Raw genomic sequence first — 20,651 nt, 5'->3', positions numbered from 1 at the left:
GACCCAACATATAATAATATCTTAGCACGACTGAAATGTAAAAAAAAATAACCGACATAAATAAATTATGCCGGTAGAAGGGCGCTGTCACGAAATTGACAACGAAATTGATCGCCAGACAATACTTCTTCCCTGAGCAATGTGTCGAGGGAATTGTCGAAAATTGTCCGTTGTTCTTCAAGCAATCGTTTGGTCTGTTCCATCAGGTCTTGCAGGATTAATTTATTCTCCCGCATCAATTCTTCCGTAGTTACCATATCCATGTTAACAATACCCAACGTCGTGAGCCCGGAAGCCATCATCGTCTGTACTACATTCGTTGCTTGTTCAAAGTCATTGCGTGATCCTGTACTACGTCCACCGTAATACATTTCCTCCGCTGCTGCACCTCCGAGGGCAATCATGATTTGCTCTTCAAGAAAGCGCTTCGTGTACAGAAATTGCTCTTGTTGCGGGTTATGACGTACATAACCCAAGGCCTGTCCACGAGGGCTAAGTGCAACCTGACTTACACTGCCAGGACGAACCAGTTCAGCCATGATGGCATGTCCCAACTCATGAATAGCCACTCTTTTCTTCTCTTCCACGCTGGATTCGCGGTCTGTCTTCTCACCCATCATTACTTTATCAATCGCAAGGGACAGATGACGCTGTTCAATGTTGAGCAGCCCGTCTCTCATCGCGTAAATTGCAGCTTCGTTCATCACGCTTTCCAGCTGTGCTCCAGAGAAACCATAGGATTCTTCTGCTGTCTTATCAAGGCTGACCCCTTCCAAAAGAGGTTTATTAACTGCATGCAGCTCCAGTATGTGTTTTCTGCCTTTCTTATCCGGCAAGTCTACCTGAATATGACGGTCAAAACGACCTGGACGCGTCAGTGCGCTATCCAGCATTTCTTTTCGGTTCGTAGCGGCGATCACGAGTATACGTGGTGTTTCGGAAGAGTATATGCCATCCATTTCCGTCAACAGCTGATTCAGCGTCTGATCATATTCACGCTGTTGTCCACCTTCGCGTTTTCCACCGATCACATCAATTTCATCAATAAATATAATGGCATTTTCCTTATTTTCTTTAGCGGCGCGAGTTCTTGCATCACGGAACAAATCACGTATTCTGCCTGCACCTACACCAACATACATCTCAACAAACTCACTGCCTGAAGCAGCTACAAAAACAGAGTCGGTATAATGAGCAGCAGCTTTGGCCATCAAGGTTTTACCTGTTCCTGGAGGGCCAGTAAGCAGTATACCTTTCAAAGGACGAATACCAAACTTCTGAATTTCTTCATGTCGAATGAGAAAATCAAGCGCTTCCCGCAGTTCCTGCTTGGCACTCTCCTGACCACCAATTTCTTCAAAAGTCAGCTTGGAAGGGCCTTTTTTCTTGCGTTTACGTTCCTGACCTGCCCCCACCGTAATCCCACCCCGCATTTGCATCATGAGCAGCAGAGCTCCCACAAGCATTACAGCGATCAGAATGGGAATCATGTTTACACCAATAAAAGCGAGAAAGATAATTAATACGGGTACAAATCCAATGGCAATTTCTTTCGTCCATTTAGGCATTAGGCCACACTCCTATCTGACCGGGCACACGCGGCAGAATAATAAACTTACTGGCATCTCCATCTCTGAGACTGACATATACATTATTGTCATCCATGGCTGTATTTACCTTGATCCCATTTGTAGCCATTTTAGACAAGGTCGGTGTAATTTCGGTGTATTGCTTGTTCTCCATCGCTTGTGCTACGGTAAACATCGCGCTTCCCCACCAGCTCTCTAATGCTTCGTTGGAATGATCTACGACATCCAGCTTCAACGAACGAGTGCCAATCAAGGTTTGTCCTTCTTTGTGAATATATTGTACCAACCTGCCCAGATCAACATCCGGCTGCAGATCGAGTTTCAACTGTACATCATTGCGGTTAATAGTTAATTGAACATCATTGACTCCATCGTACTGGGTAACCATTTTTTCAATTGGGCTTTGCACAGCCACATGACGATACACAAACCAACCTCCAAACAACACAACGGCTGAAATGACGGCAGTCAGAGCAATAGGCAATACTTTTATCTTCAAGTGAGTTACCCCTCCTAAATTTTGGCCCATCCTATAACTTGTAGGCAAGAATATGAATATGTGTACGTAATGTCCTGTGATGTGCCTAACAGGATTTATTTGTGTATGATGTATCCTTGAATACATATTTGAGTATATCACATCGTATATACAATATCTAAGGCGAAAATATGAATAAATTATTAATTTTAACTATTCAAATCCAAAATGATCAACAAAGTACGCCAAAGAACCGGACCAGTCGGGTTTCCGTCTGCCGGTTCTTTAATGTATTCTCTTCAGACGATAGTACGTCTGCTACTTCTAGCTGTTCGGAATCGTATAGACCAGATCCACCTGTTCCCCGTTACTGAAGCGGTAAAACCGATAATAGTTGTGAGTATCATCATTATAATACACTTGCCATACATAGATTCCATTCACAACGCCTGGCATGATTCGTTTGATCTCCCCACCGGGAACTTCAGAGCTGAACCGATTTCGAATCTGAGCTTCATTCATGCCGTTCTTTAACAGTTCACCGTGTACTGCATTGGTTCCCGTCACGGGTTTGTTATTCTCATCAAACTTGATCCACACCATGACATCCTGGTTATCCTTATTTTTGCCGATCAGGGTCCAGTATATGTTGTCTCCGCCGTCTTTCTGCCCCCAGACATACTTACTCAGTTCTTCGTGGGACGTAATCCCCAGCTGTTCCTGGGCCGCCTGTATGGCCAACGCCTCTTCCTTGCGCTGATCTTGGGTAACATAGACATAATAACGCTGAAGTCCAAACAGAATCAGAACCAGGAGCAGCAGCGAAATCCATATCCACTTCTTTTTTTTCTTCAAAAGCCGAACTTCCTTTCCCTATGACGATGCTGTCCTTGTAATTAACGGGCAAGCAAACTGTCAAATGCCAGCTGAGACTCACGCAGAATGCGCTCTTCATCCATCGTAAGACATTCGCCATGTTTAACCACTTGTTTACCATCCACCCACACATGCTCCACATCTTTGGCCGATGCCGAGTAGACCGTATGGGAAATCAGATCCGTATGCGGATAGAAATGGGCTTGTTCGATGTTCAACGCGATGAAGTCAGCCTTCATGCCAACTTGCAGAGCGCCTGTATTGTTCAGGAATATGGATTTAGCACCATATGAAGTTCCAAGCAGAAGCGCTTCCCCTGCCGGCACTGCAGTAGGGTCACCGGACACACCTTTGTGAATCAATGCAGCCAATCTCATCTCTTCAAACATATCCAGGTTATTGTTACTTGCTGGTCCGTCTGTTCCCAGAGACACAGTCACGCCTGCTTTCAACAGATCAGGTACACGTGCAACACCCGAAGCCAATTTCAGGTTACTACCTGGATTGTGGGAAACTGCTACATCATGCTTTGCGAGAATCTCGATCTCTTCATCATTCAGATGTACCGCATGTGCAACCAGAGATGGACGGGAGAAAAATCCTAGCTGCTCCAGATGTGCGACTGGACGCAGTCCGTAATCAGCCACGTTCTGTTCCACTTCGCGAAGCGTTTCAGACATATGCGTATGCAAAGGCAGATTCAGATCATGAGCAACCTGTACCAGCTTCTCTATGTAATCCGGAGGGCAAGTGTAAGGGGCGTGTGGAGAGATTACGGTTGTAATTCTTCCGTCTGCTTGTCCATTCCATTGACGGGCAAATGCTGCGGACTCTTCGAGCTTGCGCAGTTGTTCTTCTTCTGAGCAAAGTCCGATTACCCCACGTGCCAGAGCAGCCCGAACCCCGGATTGTTCCACCACTTTCGCAACCTGATCCATATGATCATACATATCTAGGAAAGCTGTTGTTCCACCCTTCAACATTTCAAGCACGGAAAGTGATGTGCCCCAATATACGTCTTCAGAAGTCATTTTGGCTTCCATTGGCCACATTTTCTCCTGCAACCATACTTGTAACGCCAGATCGTCTCCGTGGCCTCTTAGAAGTGACATAGCCGCGTGACCATGCGTATTGATCAGACCCGGCAAGAAGAATAGTCCTTTTCCGTCCACCTTTGTCAGGCTTTCGTCTCCTTCCGGCAATGTCTCACCAATATGCACAATCTTGTCATTTTCAACAACCATAAAACCTTGAACCACGTTCCAATTCGTACCCTCATTCACGGCAAATTTGCCGTTGTGAATTACCCATCTATTTGTCGTCATCTTCCTCGTCGTCCTTTCCATTCTCCAAGTAATAAGCCAGACTAAGCAAATCCGTCGTAAAATCGGCATGATGAATGCGAATATGCGGCGGGGTTTTGAGAATTGTTGGTGCAAAATTCAAAATCGCTTCAATTCCTGACTCAATTAGCTGATCTGCAACATTTTGGGCTTCCGTATCTGGAACTGTGATAATACCTATACGAATGTTATCTTTTTTGACCGAATCCGTTAATTCATTCATCGGTTGTACCGTCAAACTGTTGATTTGACTCCCAATTTTCGGACCGTAGGCATCAAATACAGCGACGATCTTCATGTTGTCTTTGAGGTAGGCATTGTAATTAGACAAGGCATGTCCCAAATTACCTGCTCCGACAAGAGCCACATTGATCTGCTGGTCTATTTTTAAAATATGGCGGATTTTCTCGATGAGATATGAAACGTCATACCCAATCCCTTTACGACCAAAGTCACCGAAGTAAGCCAGGTCTTTACGAATCTGGGCAGGATTCAAATCCAGCCTCAGTCCAAGTTCTTGTGAAGAAACCGTATTGACTTCGCGCTGATGCAGTTCATTCAAATAACGCAAGTAAACAGGTAATCTACGCACCACGGCTTCCGAAATTTTATCTGATTTCATTCATTGCTCCCCCTTACCAAGGCCACGATAGATAGATGAAAAGATGAGCACCCTGTCTAAAACGATGCAAAATGATTACTGAATTAAACAGGATGCTCCTTGTTATATAATGGATAATTGCTTTAATCGCTTTACTCGCATATCCATGAAACGAATACATGAATTACTCAATTTTACCGCCAATCACTGGCGTCTTGCAATAATGGAAGCTACAGAGCGTATCTGTTATTGTTGCTCTTCGGTTGGTCTCTCGAGCCATTCCGAAATGCGTGGAACCATCTGCTCTGTAAGCATGTGCTCCATTTTGGGACCAGGTAATGAATATAAAAAGTACTTGCCATAATACGCTTCAATAACGCGTGTATCGTATACAATCACAATGCCTCTGTCTTTGCCTGTACGAACCAGTCTGCCAAATCCCTGTTTGAAACGGATGACGGCTTGTGGCACCGATAGCTTCATAAACGGGTTTTTCTTCTGCTGCTGCAAAAGCTCGCTCTTCGCTTCCACTAATGGATGATTCGGTGGCTGGAACGGCAGTCTGACAATAGCAAGACAGGTCAGAGCCTCTCCCGGAATGTCCACGCCTTCCCAGAAGCTGCTTGTGCCAAGTAGCACCGTTGCTTTAGCATCTTGGAACCGACGTGTAAGCTTGGAACGGCTGCCGCTGTCCACCCCTTGCCCAAGCAAAGAGATATCGTTGCCTGACAAGGCCTCCTTAAGCGGGTCATAGACCTGTCGCAGCATGCGGTAGGAGGTGAACAACACCATCATGCGTCCACGAGTCGCAATAGCCGTTTCCGCAAGCGAGTGCACGAGCATATCCACAAAGTGGGCATCGCCTACACTGCCCTTCACGCTTGGGAAATCACGCGGAATGACGAGCAGCGCCTGTTCTCGATAATTGAACGGTGACGGTAGCATCGACGTTAACAGACGGTTATTGTCGGCAGCTTCCTGCAAACCCAGCTGTTCGATCATGAATTGAAATGACTTGTCAACGGAAAGTGTAGCCGATGTAAGCACAACGCTTTTCTTTTTATCAAAGAACATATCCTTCAATTGTGCACTGACATCGACAGGAACAGCATAGAGTTGCAGTGATTTACTGCGGAACTGCCCGCTGGCCTCCATCCAGTACACGGTATTGGCATCATCCATCCGCATGAAGAAACGCAGATTATCCTTGATCGTTGCCAAATCCTTGAGCAGACCTGAGATATCCGTAATCAGACTATCGGACTGATAATCATCCTGATCTTCTTTCACTTCAAGCAGCAGCTTGTCGCCTTTACGAATCAAATCACCTAGGGTGACATAGATTTGGTTTTCAGCATCCTGCAATTCCTGCCATTTGGCTGGTTTTTGCGAATGCTTCAGTCTAAGAGAAAATTGTCCTGTCTCACCTGGAGAAGCATCGCTGCGTTCAGGCAGCAGTCCGAACAAGGCATCGCTTAGTCGATCCCACATCTCTTTAACTTCGACAGCAAGCGGGAACATCTGATCAATCATGGAGCCCCACTGTACCGAATTTTCATGACCCGACAATTGAGAACGCAGCATCGGCAGTTGGCCATTACGGCTATCTTTAAACAGTCGGGTCAGTGTATGAACCAACGTGAAATATTTCATATGAAGACCAAGGTGCTTACCTGCTACGTCCTCCAGATGATGTGCTTCATCGATGACGAGACTTTCGTAGGCTGGCAGCAGCTGATGTGCTGCTTTGACATCCGTAAACAATTTCGAATGATTCGTAATGACGATATCGGAAAGCCCGGCTTCATGTTTGGCCCGGTGATAGAAACATTTGCGGAACCAAGGACAGGAACGTCCAAGACAGGACTCAGATTCACTCTGTACCGTCTCCCAGAAGTCTCCTCCGCGCCCGCTTAGATTAAGCTCCTCGTCGTCTCCAGTCTCCGTCTGAGTAAGCCAGACAATCATCTGAGCCGCTGTAAAGTAATCCTCTTTCGGTGTAGCAAATTCACGTTTATTGATTTTATGCTCAAACTTACGCAGACACAGATAGTGCCCACGTCCTTTGAACACCGCTGCCTTGAACGGGAACGGAACCACTTGGGTCAGCATAGGAATATCCCGCTCTCTCAATTGCTCCTGCAGGTTGATGGTATGTGTGCTGACCATGACTTTCTGTTCCTGTTTTACACTTTCATAGATGGCAGGCAGCAAATAACCAAGTGATTTGCCCGTACCTGTCCCAGCTTCAATCAATAGATGTTTCTCCTCATCCAAAGCTTGTCGTACACTGCTGAACATTTGAGTTTGCGCCTCACGCTCCTCATAATGGTCCAGCGTCTCCTTCAGGTTATCTCTAACCTGATCCATAAACTGCTCAAAACTCACGCCTTCCAGTGGATTACCCTCTCGCTCATCACGTGGTGAGCCTATATCGGTCCAGTCACTCACGTTCAGGGCAAGCTGGCGGTAATACGTGTGACCATCCAGATCCTGAATCGGCTCTGCTTCCTTCTCAGAACGCATTCCATCGAAGAACCAACCCAAGTCACTGTCTTCCGGTGCAAACAGGTCACTGAGGCGCTGAATCGTGATCAGAGGCAATGCACGCAGCTCATCGAGACACTTCAGTAATACAAAAGCTGTTGCAAGAGCATCACTGTCTGCCTGATGAGGACGGTCATGCTGAAATCCGAATTCCGAAGACACATAACCGAGTTGATAAGAGCCCAGTGACGGGAACGAGATCTTCAGGAAATCAATCGTATCCAGGATCCGTCCGGTAAATGGCAGATAACCGCATCGATCGAGTGCATTTTGAAGAAAATGAAAATCAAAAGCAACATTGTGTCCAACAAGAACCACATCATCAAGCAGCGGAACCATCTCCATCATCATCTCTTCCAATGAGGGAGCATCCGCCACATCTTCATCGGTAATACCGGTTAACCCCGTAATAAACGGAGGAATCGGTACACCTGGGTTCACATAAGAACTATATATTTGAGTTATGCTGTAGTCATGATCTATGATGGCAAGTCCGGCCTGTATAATCTCACCGTCGGACTGCGTGCCGGTTGTTTCGAAATCCAATACGGCAAATTTCATTGCAATGTACGGTCCCTTCCATTCCAGTCTATGTTACAGCATAGCAAAAAAAAGGGCGTTTGAAAATTAACTGACAAAAAAGGCGGTGTCCCCGCCGCTATGCCAGAGGAGGGAACACCGTCTTAATGCCGCCGAATAGCCCTAATTTAAGGCAGTCAGCTGATTTGCATATTGCAATTTTCCGCTGTTTAAACGACAAGCTTCCATGTTATACAGCGGTTCGGTCAACGATGGGTCATACTGAAGCGCCTGCGCAAATAATGAACATGCACCTTCAGGATTCGCGAGCTTGGCCTCGATACAGCCCAGGACATTACATACCAACCCTTTCAATCTCGGCGAACCGTTCAGATGCATGATCCGCTGCAAGTGTATTCCTGCTTCCTCGGTTTGTTCCAGGTTGAGATGAGCAAGAGCCAGGTAAAAACGAGTCAATGCACTTTCCGGATAGTCGGTCACAACCCTAGAAAATTGCATAATCGCTTGCGGGTACATTTGCAGTTTGAAATATCCCTGACCGCGACTGAAACACTCCAAATGCAGTTCTGGCAGTGCGGTAACAGCTTCCTGTTCAGGTTCGAGGGAAGCAGGCTTATCCAGTTCCCTTTCCCTCACTTGGCTCATTTTTTCTTCAAACATCAGCCACTCATCAATCATCCCGTCACTCATCCGCTTCAGCAAATTCCACTTTTGCAGCAATTCCTGTTTGCTTAGGCCTTCAGCAGAAGGGTAGCGCTTGATAATTTCATCTAACATGTCGTTCATTTCTGCGAAAACATGCTGGAACATCGATGCATCCCCACCCTTGAAAAAATGGATTAGTGCAGTGACCTGTACTCATTTTTTGTAGAATGGGTCGATTTCATTCCCCTTACCAGTCGATTACATAATCGTCGCATGAACTTCGTGTTTCATCGTTTGCACAGGTTTATTCTGTCCATCTACAAATACAACGGTAGGCTTGTGATTATTTGCCTCTTCTTGAGACATCATTGCATATGAAATGATAATGACGGTATCTCCAGGCTGTACCAGGCGAGCTGCTGCTCCATTCAAACAGATAACTCCACTTCCACGTGGGCCTGGAATGACATAGGTTTCCAGACGTGCACCATTGTTGTTATTAACAATTTGCACTTTCTCATTTTCCATTAGATCGGAAGTTTCCATTAGATCTTCATCTATGGTAATGCTACCCACATAGTTCAGGTTTGCTTCCGTAACGGTTGCCCGGTGAATTTTGGATTTCATTAGTGTTCTAAACATGGGACAGTACCTCCGATTTTTGCAGCCTTATATTGTCAATCAATCTTGTTTTGCCGAATTTTACTGCAAGTGCGATCAACAGATCGTCACGACCATGAACTTTTTCCTGATCCAAAAGTGGCTCAAGACTTGGAAAAGCCTGAATTTCAGCATAATCAATCACGGCCATTGGTGAACGTTCAATGTTCTCACGCAATATAACGCGGATATCCGCTGCTGTCATTGCCGTCCCTGCATCTACAGCTTCCTGTGCCTCACGCAGAGCCTTGGACAGAACAAGAGCTTCCTGACGCTGTTCTGTGCTGAGGTACACGTTGCGCGAACTAAGCGCCAAGCCATCACTTTCACGAACGATAGGACAAGGCACAATCTCAACCGCCATGTTCAAATCGTTAACCATCTGCTGGATCACAGCTACCTGCTGTGCGTCCTTCATGCCAAAAAATGCACGCTGCGGTTGTACAATGTTAAAGAGCTTTGACACGACCGTAGTCACTCCGTCAAAATGCCCTGGACGAGAAGCACCGCACAAGCGATCCGTTAAGCGGGAAACCGATACGGTCGTTTGTGTAGGCTGTGGATACATCTCTTCAACAGAGGGAATAAATACGATATCCACCCCTTTTGCTCGTGCAGTTTCCACATCTCTAGCTTCATCCCTAGGGTAACTGTCAAAGTCTTCGTTCGGACCGAATTGAATTGGGTTTACAAATATGCTCAAAACCACGATATCACTCTGTTGTTTGGCCGCTTGCATCAAACTTGCATGGCCTTCATGAAGAAATCCCATCGTAGGCACGAGTCCTACAACGGACTGTCTGGACTGAATCGACTGACGTTTCAAGCTAAGCTCTTGTCTTAATTCTGCGATTGTCCGTATCACTTTCATACGTTGGTCTCCACCTTTTCTTTGCGATGTCCGTACAATTGATCCAGAACGCCGTCAGCAGCGGTAAATACATGCTCCTGTGCCGGGAACGAGCGATCCTTGACTTCTTTCACATAGGACTCGATGCTGTTGCGAATCAATGTACCTACGTCTCCATACGATTTGACAAAGCGTTTTGGCGTGTATGGGGAAGCATACTGAACCACATCATGGAATACCAGTACCTGACCATCACACCCTCTACCTGCGCCAATGCCAATCGTAGGAATAGACAATTCCTCCGAGATCGCTCTTGCCACTTCTTCCGTGACCAGTTCGAGTACAATGCCGAAAGCGCCAGCTGCTTCAAGCGCCTTGGCTTCGTCCATCAGCCGTTTGGCATCAGCAGCATCCTTGCCCTGAATACGATAACCGCCAATTTGATTCACGGATTGTGGTGTAAGTCCGATATGTCCAAGTACAGGTACACCGGCTTGCACAACCGCTTTTACCGTATCCGCGATTTCAAGACCGCCCTCCATCTTGACCGCTTGTGCATGACCTTCCTGCATCAGGCGACGGACACCTTTAAGCGTCTCATCCAAGCTACCATGATACGTCATGAAGGGCATATCAGCCACGATAAACGTATTTCCCGCACCACGTACTACAGAGCGTGTATGGTACACCATATCTTCGATCGTAACAGGCAAGGTGGAGTTATAACCCAATACCACGTTTCCCAGTGAATCACCAACCAGAATTAGATCGATACCCGCTTCCTCGGCCAATTGGGCTGTCGGATAATCGTAAGCTGTAATCATGCTAAGCGGCACGCCGTCCTGCTTATATTTTTTCATTTTCACAATATTCAATGCTTGTTTGTTTGCCATTTTCGTTATGGCTCCTCTCATCTTTTCAATTTAAACGCAACAAAAAAACCTTTTAGTTTCCACTAAAAAGTCCCGAAAAGTCAAAAAAGAGTCACTTGCGATCGTCCCTTCTGTCTCGGTCCTCTTCGGCTCAGAGCAGAATCCAACAACTCACTTTACTACCATTCCTGCCTTGTCACTGCAACATTTTGAAGCAGAACAAAGCATACTATTGCCGGAGTGCAATTCGGTCTGCATTAGCCGATATCGCCTCACGAACACAGTATACCAAAGTTCTGCCCAAAGTTCACGTCTTATGTTCATTTTTACGGTGTGAATTCGACAAATTGTTTAATTTACCAATGAAACTTCACCGGAGTAAACCGATACTCGCTCACCGTTTTTCTTCTCCAGAATCAATGCCCCAGAAGGATCAAGGCCAATGGCTGTTCCTTCGATGATCCCCTGCGGATTAGCCACCTTAATTTCACGATTCATGGATACGGATAAAGCTTCCCAGAGCGAAGAGATTACACCGAACCCTTCTTTTTGATACAGAAAATACAAACGCTCCAATTCCGAGAGAATGGCCGCTGCAAGTTTGGTTCGGTCTATGGTTTGTCCGGTCTCCATCTTAAGTGAAGTTGCGATTGATATCAGATCCTCAGGATAATCCTTGGGATCGAAGTTCACATCCACGCCTATGCCTGCGATACAGTAGCGTAATTCGTGGTCTTCAACGGTTGATTCAAGTAGAATTCCGCATACCTTACGACCATCAATCAAAAGATCGTTAGGCCATTTGATCCCAGCATCAGCACCTGTATATGACCGAATGGCACGACACACCGCCACACCCGTTAATAACGTAAGCTGTGGTGTATTTTGCAGTGCAAGCTCCGGACGCATTAGAACACTCATCCAGATGCCTCGTCCAGGTGGGGAGAACCATTTACGTCCAAAGCGGCCTCGTCCTACCGTCTGTTCTTCTGCCAGAACCACTGTCCCTTCGCCCTGCCCCTGTTCAGCCATGTGCTGAACATCGCCTTGGGTGGACAACGTGGAATTCAGAATGATTGCCTTCCGACCAAACACCGTCGTTTCCAGTGCCAGCTGAAGCGCTGTGGCATCGATACTGTCCGGTTTCGTGAGCAAGCGATACCCTTTGCGAGATACGGCTTCAAACTCATAACCCATGTCACGCAGTTTGTTTACGTGCTTCCACACGGCCGTTCGGCTAATGGAAAGGTTGCGACTGATCTCTTCACCAGACACAAACTCTCCTTCGGCATTCAGCAACATATGTAACAGTTCCTCATGCTTTGTCATCTGCAGCCACCCGCTTTACTTCGTTGGTCAGCATGTCATGCTGATTCGCTATATTTCCGATCGCAGTCTCTCTTAAGAGATATTTCATCAGTTGTCCCAGCCATGGTCCGCCCTTGCGTCCAAGAAGCTGCAAAACGTTCTCACCCGTAATATGCAGATCTTTCAGTTCATGCACCTTCATGGATTGACTCCAAGCTGCTCCTCGGGATTGTATTAACACGATCTGTTCTTCGTGCAGAACCTCTTGATCTCTCCAACCAGTTGGTAGCAGTCGTTGAATGATGAGCCAGTCCTCTGTAGCCTGACGTCCGCAAGAAAGCACAGTTACAATCCACTCTGATCGTAGTGTCTCTTCATCCTTCTGCTCTTGTACGACAGTCTGGATCAACTGTTCGACCTGGAGAACTCCATTAATGCGGGAACGATCGTCATTAGAAAACGTCCATTTTCGAAGCAAAGCATCTGCTTCATCCCTGGTATAATGGCCTGCAATAAGCATCATAGACCAGCGCAATAAAACGTTTTCTTCCTTCAATTGTTCCATATTGGACATGAGGGCTTTATTAAATCGTTCCATGTGGATTGGTGCTTTCACATGCTCCAGAGCCTGGCTACGAAACAGCAATGCCAGACCGCGCAGTGGATGGGGGCCAGCCATCATTTTCACCATTTCGGTACGTACTCTTTCCATGGCGATATGTTGAAGCAGATCCTTTTGTCGAACTAGCCCCTTCCAGGTGTTGTAGGCAATTTTGAAATCAAATACAGAAGCAAAACGAACACACCGAAGCATCCGGAGCGCATCTTCTCCAAACCGTTCTGCCGCCGATCCCACACACCTGACCCGTCCATCCTGAATATCCGATTGTCCACCAAAAGGATCAACGATATTACCGTCACGATCCATAGCGAGAGCATTCATTGTGAAGTCACGCCGCTGCAAATCTTCTTTGACATCCTGCACAAATTGAACGGCAGTGGGTCTTCGATTATCTTTATATTCAGATTCAGTGCGGAACGTTGTAACTTCAAAGTAAAAACCTCCTGAACGTACAGTAACCGTTCCATGCTGGAGGCCCGTAGGAATACAATCCGCGAACAGTTCCATAACTCGCTCAGGAGAAGCGGACGTGGTGATATCCATATCATCCACGCTACGTTCCAGCAGTTCATCACGCACACAACCACCGACCCAATAAGCTTCGTATCCTTTTTCATTTAATGTTCGCAACACCTGTTCACTTTGTCTTGCCATTTCATGATCTACCTGTGTCCATTGAACCACTTACTCTCACCCCATAACTACGTGTTGCTTGGTGTGGCTTACACAGATATATTTCCAAGATGGAACAATCCTATCTGACAATCAGCCACAAACCGGCTTCAGATTCGGAACTTCACGTCCCAGCACCCGGTAGTATATTTGTTCATATTCATGCCGAATGGCATCATTACAGAAATCATGATGGGCCCGTCTCAAACATGCCTCTCTGAAGTCTGCTGTCAAACGGTCGTCAGTCAACAAACGAATCGTGTTCTCCGCCATCGATTGCGTGTCGCCAATTGGAGACAAAAATCCGGTCTTGCCGTGCAATACCAGTTCAGGAATACCCCCTGCCTGTGATCCAATAGTAGGTACACCACAAGCCATGGCTTCGAGTGCTACCAGTCCAAAGCTTTCCTTCTCAGACGGCAGCATAAGCACATCAGCCATCGAAATGACTTGAGCAATATCATCCTGCTTACCTAGGAAATGAACCTTGTCATTCAGTCCAAGCTCATTAATCTTCCATTGAATCTTCGGCAAGTCCGGTCCTTCTCCAACAAATAACAGCTTGGCAGGTACTTGCTCCTGTACTTGACGGAACACTTCTACCACATCCTGTGTTCTCTTCACAGGACGGAAGTTGGAGATATGCATCAGTATTTTTTCGTGAGGTGCTGCGAAGTCTCTACGCAGACTTGCTGCATCACGTGGATAATAAATTCTTTTATCAATAAAGTTATAGGTCAGATCGATTGGACGTCTTATATCCAGCAACTCAACCGTTTCACGAATCAAATCCTGGGATACGGCCGTAACCGCATCACTCTCGTTGATGGCAAGTCGAATCAAATCCTTCAACGACTCATCCTGCGCCAGCACTGTAATATCTGTTCCGTGTAACGTTGTAACCACCTTTAAGTCCTCACCAACCATTTGTTTTGCCAAAAAGGCACACACCGCATGTGGAACTGCATAATGTACATGTAGCAGATCCAGTTGCTGTGCTTTGGCTACTTGCGCCATTTTCGTGGCCAATGACAGGTCATACGGTGGATAACGGAAAACATAATAATCGTTGACCTCAACTTCATGATAAAAAATATTTTTCTGGAATTTACCCAGTCTAAACGGGATACTATTAGCAATAAAGTGAACCTGGTGGCCCTGTTCGGCAAGCAATTTGCCCAGCTCCGTTGCGACAACGCCAGACCCTCCGAGGGACGGATAACAGGTAATACCAATTTTTAGCTTTTGATCCATCCGGTGGACGCTCCTTTAATCTCCCGCGTGTGCAGGTTGATGTAATGCAACGGAAATGCAATTGATAAATGATTTATACGAGCAAGTTCGATCGTTTTATGACTTGGCTGCTTGGCCAAATTGATGAACCACATAAGGTGTAATGCTAGCGAATCCTTCTGCAAATGGAATAAGGCTCCGCTGTCCGAGCAAAGAATCCCGAGCTTTCACACGTTCAATATATCCTTGAGTCAATGGAGTGGCAACTGCGCCTTCTCCCAATTCGAACTGAGATCGATAACTGAGCAATGAATTTTCCTTCTGCTCATAGTGTTCCGTAATATCCACAATCAAATCCGTTGGTCCGATATCGTTAATAAAGTAAAAATACAATTCTTTCACCTGAACTGCGGGCATGTCCGGCATATAGTTTCTAAGCTTGGCATTAAAGACAGCCTCCTGCACCAGTTTGCTGCACATCACATGATCCGGGTGACGATCCTCCCAATATGGCGCAAACACGATTCGAGGGGCATGACGCCGTATCTCGACAGTCACAGCCTCGATGTGTTCTGGAGTAATATACAGCCCCCGATCAGGCAAACCGAGATTGCTTCGACACGAAAGACCGAGGACGCGGGAGGCTTGCTCCGCTTCCTCGGCTCTGCGCTCTACCGTCCCGTTGGAAGACATCTCCGCCCGGGTCAGATCACACACGCCTACTTTCAGTCCAGCTGCAGTATGTTTGGCAATCGTTCCTGCCATCCCAATCTCTGCATCATCCGCGTGTGCACCAAATATGAGAATGTCCAAACTCATTGAGCATCACCCGAATTCAATCCACCCTCAGGCTTGTATTTATGTACAAGCTCTCTCCAGCCAAAATCACCGCGATCGAGCGCTTTAACGAGAATCTCTGCAGTTGCAATATTCGTAGCAAGCGGAATCCCCTGTACATCGCACAGACGCAGCAAAGCGTTAATATCTGGTTCATGAGGCTGTGCCATCAATGGATCACGCAGAAAAATTATCAGATCCATCTCATTTTGTGCAACCAAGGCTCCGATCTGTTGATCCCCGCCCAGTGGACCGGATTCAAACCGATGGATCTGTAAAGAGGTTCCTTCCATAATGCGAAGACCTGTTGTACCTGTCGAGTATAGTTGATGGTCTGTAAATACATTTTCGTAGGCTGTCACGAAGTTAACCATCTCTTCTTTTTTGCGATCATGGGCAATAAATGCAATTTTCAACATGACAATCTCCTTTTAGTGTTACCTCTTTTAGTCGATAAAGTGATCAAATCCGTAGATAAGTCCTGTATATTCCATAACCTTCTGTACACCAATCTTAACACCAGGCATATAACCTGCACGTTCATAGGAGTCATGACGAATTTTGAGGGATTGGCCAAAGTCTCCAAATACCACTTCCTGCTGGGCGAATACTCCCGGCAACCGTACGCTATGAATTCGGAATCCATTATAATATCCGCCACGCGATCCTTCGATCGTCTCTTCTTCATTCGGATTGCCCTGACGAAGTTCCTCACGGTTTGCTGCAATTAGCTCGGCTGTTTTGATTGCTGTACCCGAAGGAGCATCCAGCTTCTGATCCCCGTGATATTCGATGATCTCCACATTCGGCATATGTTTGGCAGCCTGTGCAGCAAATCTCATCATCAGAATAGCACCGATTGAGAAGTTAGGGGCAATCAACCCTCCAATGCCTTTGTCCTGACACTGCTTGTCCAGCTGTTCGATCTGCTCCGGCGTAAAGCCGGTAACACCCATAACAGGTCTTACTCCGTGACGAATGGAAATTTCTGTATGGGCAAAGGCATATTGAGGGACTGTGAAGTCCACCATAACCTGCGGTTTAGTCTCTGCAAAAGCCATCTCGATATCATCGGTCAAAAGCACCCCACATTCGGGTAGACCGACAAGTGTTCCGGCATCCGTGCCTACTCCGGAGCGGTTGACCGCTGCGGCGAGCTCCAGTTCAGGATCTTGAAGCACCAGTTTCACTACTTCACGGCCCATCCGGCCAGCCGCTCCGATTACGGCAACTCTTATTACTTCACTCATCTTGACTGCATCTCCTCACTATGTTGGTTCATTTGGTTGAATCCAGTTCAAACGATTTCCATCCCGTTATGAAATGGCATCTTATTGAATGGATTTCATACGCTGCTTAATTTCCTGTAACAATAGATCCAGTTGATCATTCTGCGGGTCCAGCAACAATGCGTCACGAACGGTACGGGTTGCAAGGTCGAACTCATTCAGATCGCTGTAAGCAAGAGCAAGCATGATATGCGCTTCCACATATAACGGGTCAAGTTTAACTGCCTGTTTCAGCAGATCGGCCGCCTGCACATATCGTTCATGCGTTCCGTCTCCTGCCTGTTCAAGCAACACCTTGGCCTGAAGGCTTATCTGTTTGGCTTCCAGGGTCTGTAAATGCAAAACATATTCCTCTATCCCCTGTGACAGTTCAACAGCCTTACGCGCATATTCAAGCGCTGGAGCCAAGTGGTGACTGCGGGCATGTGTAATGGAACAACGATAATAGAGCTCCGCATGTTCCGGGTGAGCATCAATGGCAGATTCGAACCAACGAATCGCCTGCTCAAAATCATTTTGCAAAATACAGCGGTACGCATGCTGCATATACTCTTCCGGTTTCATCATCCAAGCTGTCCCTCCCTCATTGAGGTGATGGTACAGCATATGTAATCTACGCCTAATCGGTGTTTTTTGGCGTCCACCGATTTGCATCGCGTGTGTTAAATTTATGCATGACTTTGTCGTGCGCCTCTGCCAGGTCGATCCCGAGAGAATTAGCAAAACAAATCGTGATAAATAAAATGTCACCGAGCTCAAGCTCAATGGAATTGTCTGCTTCGGAAGATTTTTTCGGTTTTTCACCGAACTCGTGATTCACTTCCCTTGCAAGCTCTCCCACCTCTTCAGACATACGGGCGAGCATGGCCAGCGGGCTGAAGTATCCTTCTTTGAACTGGGAAATATACAGATCAACCTCACGCTGCATTTCTGCAATGCTTTTCTCCATGAGAACGGATTCTCCTTTTGAAATTGTGTCGTATTTGTTCCTAATATATCAGTTATTTAGATTCACTTCCACCATCATAAACGACAAATCATTTTTAAAGAATCGATAAACAGGTATACTAAGATGGGAATGATTGCTTTCTCATTCTAATTTGTAAAATGGAGAGGGAACTTATGAGCACTTCCAAAACCTGGGTTCAATTCAAATTGATTCTCCCCATCCTATTGGGTACGGCATTATATGCCTTTGGACTTCTGTACTTCATCATCCCCAACCAGCTCATGGAAGGCGGCGTAACCGGGATTACGGTCCTGCTAAATTATGCGTTCAACATCTCTCCTTCGCTTACAACCTTGGTTGTTAATATTCCACTCTTTCTGGTGGGGCTTAAGATTTTGGGCGGCAGACAGATGATCTATACAGGTGTGGGTATAGGAGCACTTACGGTGTTCCTGTGGTTATTTGAAAAAATGATTCATCTTGGTTGGATTGAACCGCTGCATACCCAGAATGATCTTTTACTTGCAGCACTTTACGCTGGAGTTACATTGGGAGCAGGGCTTGGCATCGTATTCCGCTGGGGTGGAACGACAGGTGGCTCTGACATCATTGCCCGCATTCTTAATCGAAAATATGGCTGGAGTATGGGACGTGTACTATTAGGTATCGATTTCATCATTATTGGTATCTCCCTCGTCTACATTCCCAAAGAAAAAATACTGTATACCCTTGTAGCTGTGTTTATCGCTTCTAAAGTGATCGACTTCATTCAGGAAGGAGCCTATTCGGCTCGCGCATTTATGATCATCAGTGACCATGCACCTGAGATTGCAGATTTGATTACCCGTGATATGGACCGCGGTGTAACGCTCATTCCCGCCATTGGTGCATATTCGAAGCAGGCCAAACATGTTGCTTACTGTGTCATCTCCAGGCAGGAATTCCGACGTTTGCAGACGATTGTGCGTTCGGTTGATCCTAGAGCATTTGTTATTATTAGCGATGTGCATGATGTACATGGAGAAGGGTTTAAGGAAAGTTGACCTTTTACTTCTACAAAAAAGAAAACCTCTCTCCCCAAGAGAAGGCCACGGAATGGCCTGCCTTGTAGAAAGAGGTCTTTGTCATATCGTGATAACAGTAATGGCTTAACGCCGAAAAGGAAAAATCCCTTGTTGCTGTGCCCGATATTTACGATAACCCGCATAACTTAGCGTTGCTATGATTATGGAAGTAATGAGCAATCCGGCTGCCCTGCGATTGGGCCCCTGAACAAACGGTACGAAGGCACTTTCGTCCTTTTCCCGACCAAACAACTGGTTCACCAACTCTTCACCGTGGGTTACCATACTCTTCAATTGTGCGATGTCAGTCTGCTTGGCCGCAGTCAGACCCTTGGTATGAGACAACCAGGCGTCCAGTTGGGCGATCTCGTAAGGTTCACGGCGGATCATCGCCGCAGGCCGGATCGTCTCGTAATGCTCCTCCAGTAAGGCGTAGCGACTTGCTATTATCGCCGAACTTAACTGTTGATTTGCCGCGGTTGATAGCGCATCAATATCATTTTTTACGATTTTATAATACTGGAGCCATAAAGGTTTGGCCGGGTTCGCAAGACTGTCTGCCGCAAGTCGAAGTTTGGCAGAGGCCTGCTGCAGAGATGCATCATCACTTTTCACCCTGACCGCAGCTTCTTTCACTTCAACAATGGTCTCGGATAGGGCATGAATGCCTTCTACTGTCGTCTGACCCTCAAAGGATATATGCTCCAGACCTTTACTGATTCGCAAAATACTGCCTCTAACCTCTTCAATATCATTCTCCAAGGCATGTCGATACAGCAGGGCCGCTTCTTCATTTAATTGCTGAATTGAATTTTTGGCTAATACTTGCTGATCTGTATTTCCGTTCGCACCTGTACTTTCCGCTGATACGCTGTATGACAAGTTCGTCCAGAACAGTAGAGTCATGAACGACACCACCATAAATCCAGTTTTGATCCTGAACGTTCTCTTCATGGACATCCCTCCCACCATCAATGTATGGCGGGCCGGCGTTCCTTAGAACAAGCTTACATTAGGAAATCAGGTCCGTTTGGCCTGTCTCAATGCAAGCCATGCACAGAGAATGCTCACAAGCGTCAGTCCCACTGTGAAGTTGCGCACACCATCCAGATGGTCCATCAGCGATGCGGGCAGCCAAGGGAAAATGTCATAGGTATAATCCATCGTATCGTTTAACAGCGTCCACAAGGCAGCGATCACCAGAGCACCCCAACGGAACCCAAAGAACCGCACATACAGCAGAGCCTCAATAGCCATGGCGCTATGCGACGCAATTAACATCCAATCCTGCCAGTTCTGTGCGCCCCCCTGCATCCAGCCTGCAAAAATGATGGAGACTGCCCAAACGCCGTATTTTACCGAAGTAACCACAGCAAGCGCCTGTATGACATGACCAATCCGATTTAGAAGCATCGATTTCGGCTTGTACAAAATCCACAACAAGGATAGTGTAAAAAACAGACTCGCCGTCGGACTGTCCGGCACAAACACAATTTGCCATAGTGGTTGCTGTGCCAGCGTATATTCCAATTGATCCCCGTACCATATGTATCCATATACTGTTCCTAATGCATTACACCAAAAAAGAAGCCACAGGAAATAACGGTTCGTTAGAAATTCCCGGCTCCAAAAATACGATAAAGCCACATTCTCTGCCCCTTCCATCATATGTGTTC

Annotated in this window: 21 protein-coding genes; 1 reads left to right on the top strand and 20 read right to left on the bottom strand. The window is 46.5% G+C overall.

What is annotated here, in order from left to right:
• Positions 1 to 65 precede the first annotated feature (65 nt).
• The 18 genes from gpAD87_RS06300 to gpAD87_RS06215 all read right to left on the bottom strand — a co-directional run bounded on the left by gpAD87_RS06300 (position 66) and on the right by gpAD87_RS06215 (position 17,911).
• The gene (locus tag gpAD87_RS06300; protein WP_063566801.1) at positions 66 to 1,568 is read right to left on the bottom strand and encodes an AAA family ATPase; all 1,503 of its coding nucleotides are present in this window, start codon (positions 1,566 to 1,568) and stop codon (positions 66 to 68) included.
• Positions 1,561 to 2,088 (bottom strand): hypothetical protein, encoded by a 528-nt coding sequence (locus gpAD87_RS06295; protein WP_063566800.1) that lies wholly within the window; start codon positions 2,086 to 2,088, stop codon positions 1,561 to 1,563. The genes gpAD87_RS06300 and gpAD87_RS06295 overlap by 8 nt, the downstream gene beginning before the upstream one ends.
• A 303-nt stretch (positions 2,089 to 2,391) precedes the next feature.
• Complete coding sequence (locus gpAD87_RS06290) at positions 2,392 to 2,922, bottom strand: cell wall elongation regulator TseB-like domain-containing protein (protein WP_064636887.1); 531 nt, start codon at positions 2,920 to 2,922, stop codon at positions 2,392 to 2,394.
• A 41-nt stretch (positions 2,923 to 2,963) separates the two neighbouring features.
• Positions 2,964 to 4,268, bottom strand: a complete 1,305-nt coding sequence (locus gpAD87_RS06285) for an amidohydrolase (RefSeq protein ID WP_064636885.1) — start codon at positions 4,266 to 4,268, stop codon at positions 2,964 to 2,966.
• Positions 4,255 to 4,908 (bottom strand): redox-sensing transcriptional repressor Rex, encoded by a 654-nt coding sequence (locus gpAD87_RS06280; protein ID WP_053780717.1) that lies wholly within the window; start codon positions 4,906 to 4,908, stop codon positions 4,255 to 4,257. The genes gpAD87_RS06285 and gpAD87_RS06280 overlap by 14 nt, the downstream gene beginning before the upstream one ends.
• A 225-nt stretch (positions 4,909 to 5,133) precedes the next feature.
• Complete coding sequence (gene dinG, locus gpAD87_RS06275; protein ID WP_064636883.1) at positions 5,134 to 7,995, bottom strand: ATP-dependent DNA helicase DinG; 2,862 nt, start codon at positions 7,993 to 7,995, stop codon at positions 5,134 to 5,136.
• Between the two features lie 141 nt (positions 7,996 to 8,136).
• Entirely contained in the window at positions 8,137 to 8,760 is a 624-nt protein-coding gene (locus gpAD87_RS06270; RefSeq protein WP_231952455.1) for a tetratricopeptide repeat protein, read from the bottom strand.
• Positions 8,761 to 8,877: 117 nt separating this feature from the next.
• Complete coding sequence (panD, locus tag gpAD87_RS06265; RefSeq protein ID WP_024630626.1) at positions 8,878 to 9,261, bottom strand: aspartate 1-decarboxylase; 384 nt, start codon at positions 9,259 to 9,261, stop codon at positions 8,878 to 8,880.
• The gene (gene panC, locus gpAD87_RS06260; RefSeq protein WP_064636881.1) at positions 9,254 to 10,150 is read right to left on the bottom strand and encodes a pantoate--beta-alanine ligase; all 897 of its coding nucleotides are present in this window, start codon (positions 10,148 to 10,150) and stop codon (positions 9,254 to 9,256) included. The genes panD and panC overlap by 8 nt, the downstream gene beginning before the upstream one ends.
• Entirely contained in the window at positions 10,147 to 11,022 is an 876-nt protein-coding gene (gene panB, locus gpAD87_RS06255) for a 3-methyl-2-oxobutanoate hydroxymethyltransferase (RefSeq protein ID WP_063566794.1), read from the bottom strand. The genes panC and panB overlap by 4 nt, the downstream gene beginning before the upstream one ends.
• Positions 11,023 to 11,352: 330 nt before the next feature.
• Positions 11,353 to 12,330 (bottom strand): biotin--[acetyl-CoA-carboxylase] ligase, encoded by a 978-nt coding sequence (locus tag gpAD87_RS06250; RefSeq protein ID WP_064636878.1) that lies wholly within the window; start codon positions 12,328 to 12,330, stop codon positions 11,353 to 11,355.
• Complete coding sequence (locus gpAD87_RS06245) at positions 12,317 to 13,615, bottom strand: CCA tRNA nucleotidyltransferase (RefSeq protein WP_231952454.1); 1,299 nt, start codon at positions 13,613 to 13,615, stop codon at positions 12,317 to 12,319. The genes gpAD87_RS06250 and gpAD87_RS06245 overlap by 14 nt, the downstream gene beginning before the upstream one ends.
• Before the next feature lie 81 nt (positions 13,616 to 13,696).
• Positions 13,697 to 14,857, bottom strand: coding sequence for an N-acetyl-alpha-D-glucosaminyl L-malate synthase BshA (gene bshA / locus gpAD87_RS06240; protein WP_064636876.1), 1,161 nt, complete (start codon positions 14,855 to 14,857; stop codon positions 13,697 to 13,699).
• A gap of 96 nt (positions 14,858 to 14,953) precedes the next feature.
• Positions 14,954 to 15,655 (bottom strand): bacillithiol biosynthesis deacetylase BshB1, encoded by a 702-nt coding sequence (gene bshB1 / locus gpAD87_RS06235; protein WP_064636874.1) that lies wholly within the window; start codon positions 15,653 to 15,655, stop codon positions 14,954 to 14,956.
• Positions 15,652 to 16,092 carry a methylglyoxal synthase gene (mgsA, locus tag gpAD87_RS06230; protein WP_024630633.1) on the bottom strand — a complete coding sequence of 147 codons (441 nt, stop codon included), beginning with the start codon at positions 16,090 to 16,092 and terminating at the stop codon, positions 15,652 to 15,654. Before mgsA ends, bshB1 begins: the two co-directional genes overlap by 4 nt.
• A 27-nt stretch (positions 16,093 to 16,119) precedes the next feature.
• Positions 16,120 to 16,923, bottom strand: coding sequence for a 4-hydroxy-tetrahydrodipicolinate reductase (gene dapB, locus gpAD87_RS06225; protein ID WP_064636872.1), 804 nt, complete (start codon positions 16,921 to 16,923; stop codon positions 16,120 to 16,122).
• Positions 16,924 to 17,004: 81 nt separating this feature from the next.
• Positions 17,005 to 17,529, bottom strand: a complete 525-nt coding sequence (locus gpAD87_RS06220) for a tetratricopeptide repeat protein (protein WP_231952453.1) — start codon at positions 17,527 to 17,529, stop codon at positions 17,005 to 17,007.
• A gap of 52 nt (positions 17,530 to 17,581) precedes the next feature.
• Positions 17,582 to 17,911, bottom strand: coding sequence for a nucleotide pyrophosphohydrolase (locus tag gpAD87_RS06215; RefSeq protein ID WP_024630636.1), 330 nt, complete (start codon positions 17,909 to 17,911; stop codon positions 17,582 to 17,584).
• A 173-nt stretch (positions 17,912 to 18,084) separates the two neighbouring features.
• Between gpAD87_RS06215 and gpAD87_RS06210 the strand changes: the two genes are divergently transcribed.
• Positions 18,085 to 18,954 carry a YitT family protein gene (locus tag gpAD87_RS06210; protein WP_063566789.1) on the top strand — a complete coding sequence of 290 codons (870 nt, stop codon included), beginning with the start codon at positions 18,085 to 18,087 and terminating at the stop codon, positions 18,952 to 18,954.
• Between the two features lie 105 nt (positions 18,955 to 19,059).
• Here gpAD87_RS06210 and gpAD87_RS06205 read toward each other — a convergent pair whose 3' ends face one another.
• Positions 19,060 to 19,929: a sporulation protein YpjB gene (locus gpAD87_RS06205; protein WP_064636870.1), complete on the bottom strand. Its 870-nt coding sequence runs from the start codon at positions 19,927 to 19,929 to the stop codon at positions 19,060 to 19,062.
• A 66-nt stretch (positions 19,930 to 19,995) separates the two neighbouring features.
• Entirely contained in the window at positions 19,996 to 20,622 is a 627-nt protein-coding gene (locus gpAD87_RS06200; RefSeq protein ID WP_064640765.1) for a DUF1405 domain-containing protein, read from the bottom strand.
• Positions 20,623 to 20,651: the final 29 nt, after the last annotated feature.

It is taken from the genome of Paenibacillus sp. AD87, assembly GCF_001659845.1.
Taxonomy (GTDB): Bacteria; Bacillota; Bacilli; order Paenibacillales; family Paenibacillaceae; genus Paenibacillus; species Paenibacillus marchantiae.
Note: the sequence above shows the minus strand (reverse complement) of the source record. Positions and strands in the feature narration are given on the sequence as shown.